Below are 12300 nucleotides of genomic sequence, written 5' to 3' on the forward strand. Positions count from 1 at the left end.
AGCGACTACAAGTGCGCAGTATGTAGTCGCTGCCGCAGGCTGCGAGCGGTGGCTATGCAATCAGCGGTGCAGCACGTATTGCCCGCTGAACCGCACCGCGTCGGCTTCGCCCTCGGCATTGATGACGCGGGTGTCCAGCGTCAGGCGCGCCCGGCCGTGGCGTGTGTACATGGCCAGGAATTTGCTCCACGCAGCCTCTGACGGCGCATCGCACAGCACAATGGCGTCTTGGGTCACGGGCAGCGGGTAGCTGATCTGGCCTTCCTGAATCACGATGTGCCCGCCTTCAACCCCCGCTTCACGCAACCGCAAATGCAGCCAGCCCCAACCCGCCAGCACCGCGCCGCAGTACAGGCTGCCGCCAAACATGGTGCTTTTGTGGTTGATGTTGGCGTCCAGCGGCAGGTGCAGCTGCAATTGGTGAGCGTGCCAACTGAGCACTTTGAGGCCCATGTCACGGGTCAGCGGAATGTCGTGGTGCAGGACGGATTCCAGGTAACGACTGTCGCGGTTCATCAGGGCCTCTTGGGTCAAATCAATCCAGTTCATCGGTGTGCGCGTGGCTGGCGCTTTCGAAATTCAGCCCGTACTTGCGCAGCTTGTCGTGCAGGGTTTTGCGCGGTACGCCCAACGCTTCGGCCAGGCTGCGCATGGAGCTGTGCGAGCGTGCGAGTTCGGCGGTGATCAGGCTTTTTTCGAAATGCTCGACCTGCGCGCTCAGCGTGCCGCCGTCTTCAAGGCCCGTTTCAGGCCGGGCCTCGCCCGATTCATTGTCCAGGGCCAGCTCAAGCCCCAGCGCAAAGCGCTCGGCGACGTTTTGCAGCTCGCGCACATTGCCCGGCCATGTGTGGCGCAGCAACAGCCCACGCTGTGATGCTTGCAGCACGTTGTGGGTCAGGCCGTGGCGGGCGCTGGCCTCGTCGGCAAAATATTTGAACAGCATCAACACGTCCTCGCCGCGCTCACGCAACGGGGCGATGCGCAGTGGGGCCACATTGAGGCGGTAATACAAGTCAGCGCGAAAGCGGCCTTGATCGGCAGCTTGACGCAGGTCTTCTTTGGTGGCAGCGATTACGCGGATGTCCAGCGGGATCAATTGATTGCCGCCCAGGCGTTCAACGACGCGTTCTTGCAGCATGCGCAGCAGTTTGACCTGCACATCCAGGCTCATGCTTTCGATTTCGTCGAGGAACAAGGTGCCGCCGTTGGCGAATTCGAACTTGCCGATACGGCGTTTTTGCGCGCCGGTAAACGCGCCCGGTTCGTGGCCGAACAGTTCGCTTTCAACCACCGATTCGGCCAGCGCCCCGGCGTTGATCGCCACAAACGGGCCATCCCTGCGGCTGGACAAGTCATGCAGCGCGCGTGCGACCACTTCTTTGCCCGAACCGGTCTCGCCCAGAATCAACACGTCGGCCTTGGTGGCAGCCAGGGCGCCGATTTGCTCACGCAAGCGCAACATGGGCGCCGACAGCCCGACCAGACGTGTGCTCAGTTGCTGACGGTCGCTCAGGGCCATGCGCAGGCTGCGGTTGTCGAGCACCAGTGCGCGCAAGGCCAAGGCCCGGCGCACGCCTTCGAGCAGCGCGTCGCTGGCGAAAGGTTTTTCCAAAAAGTCGTAGGCCCCGGCGCGCATGGCCTGTACCGCGAGCGGCACATCACCGTGACCGGTAATCAGCAACACCGGCAATTCGGGGTCTTGGGTGTGCAGCTGGTTGAGTAACTCAAGCCCATCCATGCCCGGCATGCGGATGTCGCTGACCACCACTCCCGGCCAGTTGCGCTCGATGCGTTCGGCCAGCCCGGTGGCCTCGGCCAGCGGCAGCACCTTGAGCCCGGCCAGGTCGAGGGTTTGATACAGCGCCTGGCGCAAGTGAGGATCATCGTCGATCAGGATCACTTGCACGTTCGCGTCGATGAATTGGCTCATGACCTGGAGTCCTCTGAAGCTTGCAGGCTGACGCCCGGCGCGCCTGCGCGCAGTCGTAGGGTGATTAAAGCGCCGCCTTCCTTGTGATTGGCAAACAGCAGCTCGCCGCCAAAGGCACGAATCAGGGTGTCGCAAATGGCCAGGCCCAAGCCTAGACCCTGCGTGCGGGTTTTGGTGGTGTAAAACGGCTCACCGGCGCGGCCCAAGGCTTCCATGCAGAAACCGGGGCCGTTGTCGCGGATGCACACAGTGACGCCTTCGGGCGTGGATTCGGCACTCAGCCACAGGCGCCGTGGCGGGCCTTTTTCGGTCAACGCATCGAGGGCGTTGGCCAGCAGGTTGCCCAGCACTTGGCGCAAACGCGTTTCACCGGCTTCTACCCACAGCGTGGCGGCGGGCAGGTCGCGGATCAGCTCGACTTCCATGCTGCGCCGACGTTTGGCCAGCAGGGCCAGGGCGTCATCCAGCGCGGGCTGCAAGGCGACGCTTTCGGGGGCGTGGCGGTCGCGGCGAGCGAAGGCGCGCAAATGAGCGATGATCGAGGCCATGCGCCCGGTCAGTTCGTTGATCAGTTTGAGGTTGCCGCGCGCGTCTTCGATGCGCTGATGGTCAAGTAACACTTCGGCGTTTTCGGCGTAACTGCGGATGGCTGCCAGCGGCTGGTTCAGCTCGTGGCTGATGCTCGCCGACATGGTGCCCAAGGCCGACAGCTTGCCGGCTTGTACCAGATCGTCTTGCGCGCGCACCAGCTCTTGCTGGGCGTGCTCACGCTCCAGCACTTCTTCGCGCAGGCGCCGGTTCAGCCCTTCAAGGTCGCTGGTGCGCTCGGCGACACGCATTTCCAGCTCGCGCCGGGCCTTGGCTTCAAACGCAATGCGTTCAAGGTAATGGCGCCGACGTTGCATCATCAGGCCGATCAACAGCATCACCACCAGCAACGTGGCGCCGCCGATGGCCAGCACGGTGCGCACCGGGCGGTCGATCAAGGTGCGCGGCGCCAGGATGTTCACGCTCCAGCCGGTCTCGTCGATTTTTTGCGTTTGCACCTGCCAGGCCGCGAGGTTCAGCGCCAATGGCTTCGGGTCGCGGGTCGGGTAGGGCAGGATGGCGAAAATGGACTGGCGTTCTTCCTGTGACAAATCGCGGGTCGCCCTGAAGCGCCACTCGGGCCGCGAGGTGAGAATCACCACACCATTGGGGTCGGTCACCATCAGTTGCTCGGGGGTTTGGCCCCACAGGCGTTCGGTGTGGTCCAGGTCAACTTTGACCACCAGCACCCCGATTTTTTTGTCGCCCTCAGTCACGGGCGCAGCAAAGAAATAACCGCGTTTACCCGAGGTGGTGCCCAGGCCAAAAAAACGTCCGAGTTTGCCTTGCATGGCTTCGCTGAAATACGGGCGAAAGGCAAAGTTGCGGCTGATAAAGCTGTCTTGCATGTCCCAGTTGGAGGCGGCGAGCGTGTCGCCGTGAGCGTCCATCAAGTACATGACCTCAGCCCCGGTCTGGTTGCTGATGTCTTTGAGCAACTGGTTGGCGTGACTCAGGACTTGCGGGTTTTCCGGGTCGGCCAGCAAGGCGCGCAACGCCGGTAACTCGCCGAGAATTTGCGGCAGCACTTCATAACGATGCAACGTGCCCAGCAGGTTGGCCACGTAGAGGTCCAGGGTTTGACGATTTTGCCCGGCCAGTTCACTGCGGTAATAGCGCTCGGCCAGATGTTGCAACGGCCATAACAGCGGCGCCAGGCACAGGGCCAGTAACGCCAGGCTGCGCCAGCGAGGTCTGGGAGGAACGGGAGGGGGTTTAATCATCATCAAACTACGCCGCAAAAGTACGGCGCAGTATACCTGCGGTTAAGGTGCAGGCTTAACCTTGCTCGGCCAGACACTCGCGCAGCGCGGTGTGCCAGTCGGGTTGTGTGACGTGCCATTGATCTGCAAGACGGCTGCAATCGAGGCGTGAGTTGAGCGGGCGTTTGGCCGGGGTCGGGTAGGAAATGGACGGGATGGGTTGGAGCAGCGCACACGGTTTGTCCATCGCCAGCAGTTGTTCGCCAATGGCTTGAGCAAACCCGAACCATGAGGTTTCGCCGTGGGCGGTGAGGTGATACGTCCCCCAGGCTGCGGCTGCACCTGCCTGCCAACGCTCAATCAACTGGCGCGTGCTGTGGGCAATAGTGCCGGCCCATGTCGGCGCGCCAATCTGGTCAGCCACAATGCGCAATTCCGGCTTTTCTTGCAGCAAGCGCTGCATGGTCAACAGGAAGTTTTTGCCGTGGGAGGAGTACACCCAACTGGTGCGCAGGATCAGATGGTCACAACCGGTTGCAGCAATGGCTTTTTCGCCCAACAGCTTGCTTTGGCCGTAGACGCTCAACGGGTTGGTGGCGTCGTCTTCGGTGTAGGCGCCTTCTTTTGTGCCATCGAACACGTAGTCCGTGGAGTAGTAGATCAACGGAACACCCAGTTTTTTGGCTTCTTCAGCAAAGATGCCAGGCGCTGTGGCGTTGATCGCATTGGCCACCTCGGGTTCGCTTTCGGCCTGATCCACGGCCGTGTAGGCGGCCGCGATGATGATCAGGTCGGGCGCGTGGGCCTGAACCTGCGCCCGGATGTGTTCGGGTTGGCTCAGGTCCAGTTCATCGCGCCCCAGCACCACCAGCTCGCCCAAATCAGCAAGACGGATTTGCAGTTCACGTGCGACTTGACCGGTTTTACCGCTGATCAGAATTTTCAATTTTGGCGAGCCCGTGTTCATGCAATCAGGTCTTTAGGTTCTGTAAAGCCTAGACGCTCACCTTGGTAGCTGCCGTCCTGAACGCGTTTGCACCACTCCAGGTTGTCCAGGTACCACTGCACGGTTTTGCGCAGGCCGGTTTCGAAGGTTTCTTCAGGCACCCAGCCCAGCTCGCGTTCGATCTTGCTGGCATCGATTGCATAGCGCTGGTCGTGGCCCGGACGGTCTTTGACGAAGGTGATCAGGTCTGCGAACTGTGCAACGCCAGCCGGACGCTGTGGCGCCAGCTCTTCGAGCAGGGCACAGATGCCGCGCACTACGTCGATGTTCTTCTGCTCGTTGTGGCCGCCAATGTTGTAGGTCTCGCCCACAACGCCTTCGGTCACGACTTTGAGCAAGGCGCGGGCGTGGTCTTCGACGAACAGCCAGTCACGCACTTGCAGGCCGTTGCCGTACACCGGCAGCGGTTTGCCCGCCAGGGCATTGAGAATCACCAGCGGGATCAGTTTTTCGGGGAAGTGGAACGGCCCGTAGTTGTTGGAGCAGTTGGTCAGCAACACCGGCAGGCCGTAGGTACGGTTCCAGGCGCGCACCAGGTGGTCCGAAGCCGCTTTAGAGGCCGAGTACGGCGAGCTTGGCGCGTAGGGCGTGGTTTCGGTGAACAGGTCGTCGACGCCGTGCAGGTCGCCATACACTTCGTCAGTGGAAATGTGGTGGAAGCGGAACGCACTTTTTGCCGGTTCTGCCAGCGTGAGCCAGTACGCACGGGTGGCTTCCAGCAAGCTGTAGGTGCCCACGATGTTGGTCTGGATAAAGTCCGAAGGTCCGTCGATGGAACGGTCAACGTGGGACTCGGCCGCCAGGTGCATGATGGCCTCTGGCTGGAAACGTGCGATGACAGCGCTGACGGTGGCCTGGTCGATGATGTCGGCCTGCACAAATTCGTAACGGGTGTCGGTGGCAATGCTTTGCAGCGATTCCAGGTTACCGGCGTAGGTCAACTTATCGAGGTTGAGCACTTCGTGCCCGGTGTTCTGGATCAGATGACGGATCAGAGCCGAACCAATAAAACCGGCGCCGCCGGTGACTAAAATGCGCATATGGATATTCCTTGTTCCCTGACGGACTTAAAACGTTTGGCGCATAGCTTGTGGGCATGCGCGAGGCGGTGCAAGTGCAAGTGTGCGCCCGCCCCCGTTGCATGAAAGGCTGAGCGAGAGGCGCTACGCGGTTTTATCGATTTATATCGGTAAAATTATTGAATTTTAGCGGCCGTTGCTCTGAAATGGTTTTTAATCTGGATATTTATCGTCTATAAGGCGGTGGCGTGTTGACGTGCCCCTGTCCCGCGTCCACTGTTCTTTCGCCGCTGGCCGCCCAATGGCTCAATCAAACCTCGACGGATTTTTGGAGTCCTGATTTAAATGACCACTCTTTTGCACAGTTCGCCCCGCGCTGACGGTTTTTACATGCCGGCCGAATGGGCGCCACAGACCCAAACCTGGATGATCTGGCCTGAGCGCCCGGACAACTGGCGGTTGGGCGCCAAGCCCGCGCAAGCTGCGCACGTGGCCGTGGCCAAGGCGATTGCCCGGTTTGAACCAGTGACCGTGTGCGTGTCGGCGGGGCAGTACGAAAACGCCCGCGCTCGCCTGGATGTGCCCAATATTCGGGTGGTCGAGATGTCCAGCGATGACGCGTGGGTGCGTGACAGCGGCCCGACGTTCGTGATCAACGACAGCGGCGAAGTGCGCGGTGTGAACTGGGATTTCAACGCGTGGGGCGGCTTTGACGGCGGTTTGTATGCGCCGTGGAATCGCGACCGGCAGGTGGGCAGCAAGGTGCTGGAAATCGAACGGTGCCCGCGTTATTACACCGAAGGCTTTGTACTCGAAGGCGGCTCGATCCATGTGGATGGCGAAGGCACGCTGATCACCACCGCCGAGTGCCTGCTCAACCGCAATCGCAACCCGCACCTGTCGCGTGAAGAAATCGAAGACGTGCTGCGCGCGCAGTTGGCCGTGAGCACCGTCATTTGGTTGCCGGACGGCCTGTTCAACGACGAAACCGACGGTCATGTGGATAACTTTTGTTGCTACGTACGCCCAGGCGAAGTGTTGCTGGCCTGGACCGATGACGAGCGCGACCCCAACTACGCGCGCTGCCACGGCGCAATGAAAGTGCTGTCGGCCAGCACAGATGCCAAGGGGCGCCCGTTTGTGGTGCATAAAATGCCGATTCCGGGGCCGATGTACGCCACCCAGGAAGAGTGCGATGGTGTCGACAAAGTGGCTGGCAGCCAGGACCGTCACCCCTCGCAGCGTCTGGCCGGCTCTTACGTGAACTTTCTGATCGTCAACGGCGGCATTATCGCCCCCAGCTTTGATGACCCGATGGACGCCCAGGCCAAAGTCATTTTGCAAAACCTCTTCCCGCAGCACGAAGTGGTGATGGTGCCAGGGCGTGAATTGTTGTTGGGCGGCGGCAATATTCATTGCCTGACCCAACAGCAGCCTGCGCCACACAAGGCTTGATCTAGACACCTGCGCGCCTGATTGGCGAAATAAAAACCCGCCGTTCGCAAGAACGGCGGGTTTTTTGTTCCAGATCAAAAGGTTATTCGAAAAGTTGGTATAAATTTTGTAAAAGAGTTTGTTAAAAATCTTGAAGGGAGCCATGTCTGGGCACGTTGCGCGCTGCGCTGCGCTGTTCTGTCACACACCTTGAGTACATTTGCCGCTCAAGTACCTGGAGAGCGCTGTCATGAACGTATTTTGCGAGCGAGGTTCGCGGCCACAATCGGTGAGTCGTGAGTCGCTTATCGTTCTGGCCAATTGGTTTAAACGCAAAGGACCTTGCAACAAGCCAGGCCAGTCTGCCTATCAGATTCTTCGCGAACGCTACCCGGCCGGGTTGTTCAGCGAGGCAGAATTGGAGGCCCTGTCGGGTGTATTGATGAGTTGAGCGGTAGTCGCTGACACAGGCGGCGCCTTTCAGGGCTGCTGCGCAGCCCATCGCAGCCTTCGCCAGCGACTACAGGTGAAGGGGTCAGAAGCTGTACTTGCCCGTCACCACCAGGCTGCGGGGTTCGCCCGGCATGATTTGCGAACCGCTGGTGGCTGAAGCGTAGTAGTCACGGTTAGTCAGGTTGGTCAATGCGCCGCTGACTTCCCAGTCCTTTTCCCGATACCCCGCCAGAACATCCCAACGGCCATAGCCCGGTAATACCACGGTGTTCTGGTTGTCGGCATAACGCTGACCCACCAGTGTCAGGCCGGTTTCGGCGTACCAGCCCATTTCCGGTTTCCAGGTCAGGAACACATTGCCGTTGTGCTTGGCCACGCCATTGATGCGCTTGCCTTCAAAGCCGTTGTTGTCCTTGACCACGGTGGCGTCTTGCACGCCCACGCCCCCGCGCAAGTACCAGTTGCCGCCGAGTTTGCCGCTGGCCGTCAGCTCGATGCCGCGTGAACGTTGCAAGCCCGACAACAGGGTGATTTCCGGGTTTTCCGGGTCTTTGGTACGACGGTTGTAAAGCTCCAGCTCATACACCGCCAGCGTGGTGCTCAGGCGGTCGTCCATCCAGTCGCTTTTTACGCCAATTTCTTTTTGCTTGGTCAGTTCGGGGCTCAGGTCGTTGCTGTTGCCTGCGGCGCCCGGCGTGATACCGATCAAGCCACCGCCCACCGGGGAGAAGGTTTTGGTCCATGAGGCGTAGAACGAGTGATTCTGCAACGGGGTCCAGACCACGCCCAGACGCGGGCTGGTGCCGTGGCTGTTGCGGGTTTCGGAGAGGTGTTTCAGGTTGCTGGTGGAGTCGACTTCAAAGCGGTCATGGCGCAAACCGGCCAGTACTTGCCATTGGTCGTTGAGGCGAATCTGGTCCTGCACATACAGGCCCTGGCTTTCGACTTCGGTGTGGTTGTCGCTGGAAATCAACATTGCGCCAGTAGGGCGCAGGCGGCGATCGGGGTTGTACAAGTCGACCCCCGGCACGCCCTTGGCGCTGTACAGCTTGGGATCACGCCGCTGGCTGCCCAGCTCCAGACCGGTGAGCAGACGATGCTCCAGGCCAAACGTTTCAAACCCGCCTTCGATTTCGAGGTTGTTGAAAATGTTGCGGGTGGTCATGTCCTGTTGCCAGCTTTGGCGGTTGACCTTGCGGGTTTTGGCGTCGTAGCCGGTCAGGTAGGTGTTTTCGAACTGGCTGTCGAGTTTGAAGATGCCCAAGGTGTGGCGCAGTTGCCAGTTATCGCTTAACTCATAACTGAGTTTGGAGCGCAGGGTTTGGGTTTTGTCGTCGATGAAATCGTTTTGCCCGCCGTAGCTGGTGCCCCGGCTGACATCGGCAGGGCGCCCGCCAACGCTTGGAATGCCACGATCCGGGGTGCGGTTGTAACGGCTGTATTCGTACTGCACCAACCAGTTCAGGTCGGGGGTGATCTGCCAGCTCATCGAGGGCGCGAACAGTTGGCGGTTGCCACTGACGTTGTCGCGGAAGCTGTTTTTGTCTTCGTTGCCCATGTTCAGGCGCAGGCTGAGGGTGTCGCTGGGGTCGACGCTGAGGTCGGCGTACAGGCTGCGCAAATCGTCCGTGCCGCCTTGGGCCTGAACGGTTGAGCGGCGCCCGAACTGCGGCATCTTGCTGACGCGGTTGATGATGCCGCCCTGGCTGCCACGGCCATACAGCACTGCCGCCGGGCCTTTGAGCACCTCGATGCGTTCAATGTTGTGCAGGTCGCGCACGTACTGGCTGTCGTCGCGAATGCCATCCAGATAAAAATCGTTGCTGGCGTCAAAGCCGCGAATGCGCAGGCTGTCGAATCGGGTGTCTGCGGTACTGCTGACGTTGGGGATACCGCTCAAGGCTTGGCCAAGGCTGTTGATCCCGTAATCCAGCACGTTGCTGGTTTTGACCGAGTCGATGGCCTGCGGCACATAACGCGCCGGTGTCGAGGTGCGGGTCGCGGTGGTGACCTCTTTGACGCGCGGGTCATCCGCCTCGGCTTCAGCGGCATTGACCGAGGTTTCGGGAAGGGTGGTGGCAGCGCAGCTGGAACCGACGTACAGGCAGGCACACAGCCCCAGTTTGAGGGGTGTGAAGCGGCAGGGAGAACGCATGGTTGAGAAACTTCCGAGAAGGTTAAGGCGGGTTCTATTTTTTAGGGTGCGAATGGTAATAGTTCTTGTTGGTGGATGTTTATCATTACCAGTCGCTTCGTCGGAAAGTATGTTTCTAAATATTGCTTAAACGTTAAACCGCCTATAAACACGGGATCTGCACGATCCGCGAAACACTCTAAACAGGATTCCAGCGTTTTTCTGGGCCCTCTGCGGCGTTAGTCTGCGTGCTGTTTTTACCTCTCCTTCTCGGAACTGTTCATGACCGCTGTTACAACCTTGCATTACATTTACGACCCTTTGTGCGGATGGTGCTACGGCGCCAAGCCCTTGATAGACGCAGCCCGCCAGACCTTGCCCGTGGTGGGTCATGGCGGCGGGATGATGACCGGCCCGCATCGGCGCCCGGTGTCAGCCCAATTGCGTGACTATGTGATGCCGCACGACCGGCGCATTGCCCAATACACCGGCCAGCCCTTCGGCCAGGCGTACTTTGAAGGCTTGCTGCGCGACACCACGGCGGTGTTTGACTCGGCCCCGCCGACCACGGCGGTGCTGGCGGCGGAACAGTTGGCAGGCCGCGGTCTTGAACTGCTGGGGCGCTTGCAGACCGCGCACTACGTCGAAGGCCGACGCATTGCCGATGAAGATGTGCTGATGGCCGTGGCCGCAGAAATGGGCCTGCAAGCCGATGAGTTTTTAGCGGCCTATGACGCGGTCAACGGAGCGCCCACGCAGGCACACTTCAAGGCCAGTCGCGGGTTGTTGGCGCAGGTCGGCGGGCAGGGGTTTCCCACGCTGGTGCTGGAGCGTGCGGGGCAGTATCAAGTGGTCGATTTGAACCCTTGGCTGGGCAAGCCCGAGGCGTTTGCAGCCTGGCTGCGACAACAGGACGCGACCCCGGGCAATGACGCTGCCCACCCCGCGCCCGCCTGCGGCCCGACGGGCTGTGATGCGTAATGCTGATGCGAGGGTCAAACCTGCGCCTGACATTGGGAGATCAAAGAAGTTTCATCAAATTGACATCAAGATGTAACGGCGGCTAGGATTCCAGCCAACGCCTGTGGTGCTAAGCCATACACCAACTCTTTGAAAGGCCAGCATGAAACCCTCATGTCGGCCTTTTTTGTTTATGTGAAGCAACCACCACTCAATGTTTCAGCTTGAAACCCACAGCGCGCCTTTATCCAGCAATAAGGAAAATAATATGTTGAACAAACGGATAGGTCTTCTCGCTTTGGGCGTACTCAGTGCTACCCAGGCCATGGCTAACGATCAAGCTGACGCAAAAGGCTTTGTAGAAGACAGCCATCTGAATGTGCTGGCGCGTAACGCCTACATTAGCCGTGACTACAAAAACGGTGTGGACCGTAAAGCTGAGTGGGGCCAAGGCTTCCTCGGTACGTTCACCTCCGGTTTCACCCAGGGCACCGTGGGTGTGGGTGTGGATGCATTCGGCATCTACGCACTGCGTCTGGGCAGCGAGGGCAACCTCAGCGGCGCGGGCGGTATCGACTTCTTCAAAGTGGGCGATAGCGGCAAAGCGGCCAAAGACATTGCCAAAGCGGGCGCTGCGGTCAAGTTCCGCATCTCTAACACCGTGCTCAAGTACGGTGACCAAATGCCTGAGCTGCCGGTGCTGGTGTATGACAGCTCGCGTCTGATGCCAGAAAGCTTCACCGGCACCTTGCTGACCTCCAAAGAAATCGACGGCCTGGAAATCAACCTCGGTCGCTTCACGGCGGAGTCGCGCAAGAGTGCTGAGGCCCGTGACAGCGGCGACTTGAAAAGCATCAACGTGTTCGGCGGCAGCTACAAGTTCACTGACAATTTCTCGGCCTCGCTGTACGCCTCCGACATGGAAGACGTGCTGCGCAAGCAATACCTGGGCATGACCTACGTGCTGCCACTGCAAGACAAACAGTCGCTGAAGTTTGACTTCAATGGCTACCGCACCCACGTCAACTCCGATTACGCGCGCGACGTGCTGGAAGTCGACGGCCAGGACAACAAGATCTGGAGCCTGGCGACCACTTACGCGTTTGGCGCTCACTCGCTGATCCTGGCGTACCAGCAAAGCACCGGTGAAATCGGCTACCCGTACGGCGGCTACCGCAACGCGGGCGGCGTGGGTGACGGTGGCAACACCATCTTGCTGGCCAACTCCTACTGGTCTGACTTCAACGCCAAGGACGAACGTTCGTGGCAAGCCGGTTATGGTTTTGACTTCGGTGCCTTGGGCATTCCGGGCCTGACCTACAACATCGCCTACGTGCGCGGCAGCAACATCGACGACGGTTCCGACCGTGGCCGTGGCACCGAGCGCGAAATCTACAACCAGGCCCAGTACGTTGTACAAAGCGGCCCGGTCAAAGACTTGAGCGTGCGGGTTCGCGGTTCCTGGTTGCGCGTGTCGAACAACGCCGACAAGTACAACAAAGAAGGTAACGAGTTGCGCGTGTTCGTTGATTACCCGATCAACGTGTTCTGATGCCACCGGCCTGTTGAACAGG

10 protein-coding genes are annotated in these 12300 nt (G+C 59.9%); 4 read left to right on the forward strand and 6 right to left on the reverse strand.

Annotated elements, in window-relative coordinates; translation table 11 throughout:
• Window positions 1-60: 60 nt before the first annotated feature.
• The 5 genes from AP059_RS06130 to rfbB are packed head-to-tail and all read right to left on the reverse strand — an operon-like array spanning window position 61 to window position 5766.
• Complete coding sequence (locus AP059_RS06130) at window positions 61-516, reverse strand: thioesterase domain-containing protein (RefSeq protein WP_059762295.1); 456 nt, start codon at window positions 514-516, stop codon at window positions 61-63.
• A gap of 19 nt (window positions 517-535) precedes the next feature.
• Window positions 536-1930, reverse strand: coding sequence for a sigma-54-dependent transcriptional regulator (locus AP059_RS06135; RefSeq protein ID WP_059762272.1), 1395 nt, complete (start codon window positions 1928-1930; stop codon window positions 536-538).
• Window positions 1927-3741, reverse strand: coding sequence for a sensor histidine kinase (locus AP059_RS06140; protein WP_059762296.1), 1815 nt, complete (start codon window positions 3739-3741; stop codon window positions 1927-1929). Before AP059_RS06140 ends, AP059_RS06135 begins: the two co-directional genes overlap by 4 nt.
• A 55-nt stretch (window positions 3742-3796) precedes the next feature.
• Window positions 3797-4687: a dTDP-4-dehydrorhamnose reductase gene (gene rfbD / locus AP059_RS06145; protein ID WP_059762273.1), complete on the reverse strand. Its 891-nt coding sequence runs from the start codon at window positions 4685-4687 to the stop codon at window positions 3797-3799.
• Window positions 4684-5766, reverse strand: coding sequence for a dTDP-glucose 4,6-dehydratase (gene rfbB / locus AP059_RS06150; protein WP_048364665.1), 1083 nt, complete (start codon window positions 5764-5766; stop codon window positions 4684-4686). Before rfbB ends, rfbD begins: the two co-directional genes overlap by 4 nt.
• Before the next feature lie 324 nt (window positions 5767-6090).
• Between rfbB and aguA the strand changes: the two genes are divergently transcribed.
• Window positions 6091-7200: an agmatine deiminase gene (gene aguA / locus AP059_RS06155; protein WP_059762274.1), complete on the forward strand. Its 1110-nt coding sequence runs from the start codon at window positions 6091-6093 to the stop codon at window positions 7198-7200.
• A 229-nt stretch (window positions 7201-7429) separates the two neighbouring features.
• Window positions 7430-7630, forward strand: coding sequence for a hypothetical protein (locus tag AP059_RS06160; RefSeq protein WP_059762275.1), 201 nt, complete (start codon window positions 7430-7432; stop codon window positions 7628-7630).
• An 84-nt stretch (window positions 7631-7714) separates the two neighbouring features.
• Here AP059_RS06160 and AP059_RS06165 read toward each other — a convergent pair whose 3' ends face one another.
• Window positions 7715-9787, reverse strand: a complete 2073-nt coding sequence (locus AP059_RS06165; RefSeq protein ID WP_059762276.1) for a TonB-dependent receptor — start codon at window positions 9785-9787, stop codon at window positions 7715-7717.
• A 261-nt stretch (window positions 9788-10048) separates the two neighbouring features.
• Between AP059_RS06165 and AP059_RS06170 the strand changes: the two genes are divergently transcribed.
• Both AP059_RS06170 and AP059_RS06175 read left to right on the forward strand, forming a co-directional pair.
• Window positions 10049-10747: a DsbA family protein gene (locus tag AP059_RS06170; protein ID WP_059762277.1), complete on the forward strand. Its 699-nt coding sequence runs from the start codon at window positions 10049-10051 to the stop codon at window positions 10745-10747.
• Between the two features lie 247 nt (window positions 10748-10994).
• Window positions 10995-12278 carry an OprD family porin gene (locus AP059_RS06175; RefSeq protein ID WP_059762278.1) on the forward strand — a complete coding sequence of 428 codons (1284 nt, stop codon included), beginning with the start codon at window positions 10995-10997 and terminating at the stop codon, window positions 12276-12278.
• The last annotated feature ends 22 nt before the right edge of the window (window positions 12279-12300 follow it).

Origin of the sequence: Pseudomonas sp. TAA207 (genome assembly GCF_001529285.1) — a bacterium.
In the GTDB taxonomy this organism is placed as follows: Bacteria; Pseudomonadota; Gammaproteobacteria; order Pseudomonadales; family Pseudomonadaceae; genus Aquipseudomonas; species Aquipseudomonas weihenstephanensis.

What these genes read in the sequence shown, in the direction of transcription:
- AP059_RS06130 (WP_059762295.1), bottom strand. Translation starts at nt 516, where the DNA reads ATGAACCGCGACAGTCGTTACCTGGAATCCGTCCTGCACCACGACATT.
- AP059_RS06135 (WP_059762272.1), bottom strand. Translation starts at nt 1,930, where the DNA reads ATGAGCCAATTCATCGACGCGAACGTGCAAGTGATCCTGATCGACGAT.
- AP059_RS06140 (WP_059762296.1), bottom strand. Translation starts at nt 3,741, where the DNA reads ATGATTAAACCCCCTCCCGTTCCTCCCAGACCTCGCTGGCGCAGCCTG.
- rfbD (WP_059762273.1), bottom strand. Translation starts at nt 4,687, where the DNA reads ATGAACACGGGCTCGCCAAAATTGAAAATTCTGATCAGCGGTAAAACC.
- rfbB (WP_048364665.1), bottom strand. Translation starts at nt 5,766, where the DNA reads ATGCGCATTTTAGTCACCGGCGGCGCCGGTTTTATTGGTTCGGCTCTG.
- aguA (WP_059762274.1), top strand. Translation starts at nt 6,091, where the DNA reads ATGACCACTCTTTTGCACAGTTCGCCCCGCGCTGACGGTTTTTACATG.
- AP059_RS06160 (WP_059762275.1), top strand. Translation starts at nt 7,430, where the DNA reads ATGAACGTATTTTGCGAGCGAGGTTCGCGGCCACAATCGGTGAGTCGT.
- AP059_RS06165 (WP_059762276.1), bottom strand. Translation starts at nt 9,787, where the DNA reads ATGCGTTCTCCCTGCCGCTTCACACCCCTCAAACTGGGGCTGTGTGCC.
- AP059_RS06170 (WP_059762277.1), top strand. Translation starts at nt 10,049, where the DNA reads ATGACCGCTGTTACAACCTTGCATTACATTTACGACCCTTTGTGCGGA.
- AP059_RS06175 (WP_059762278.1), top strand. Translation starts at nt 10,995, where the DNA reads ATGTTGAACAAACGGATAGGTCTTCTCGCTTTGGGCGTACTCAGTGCT.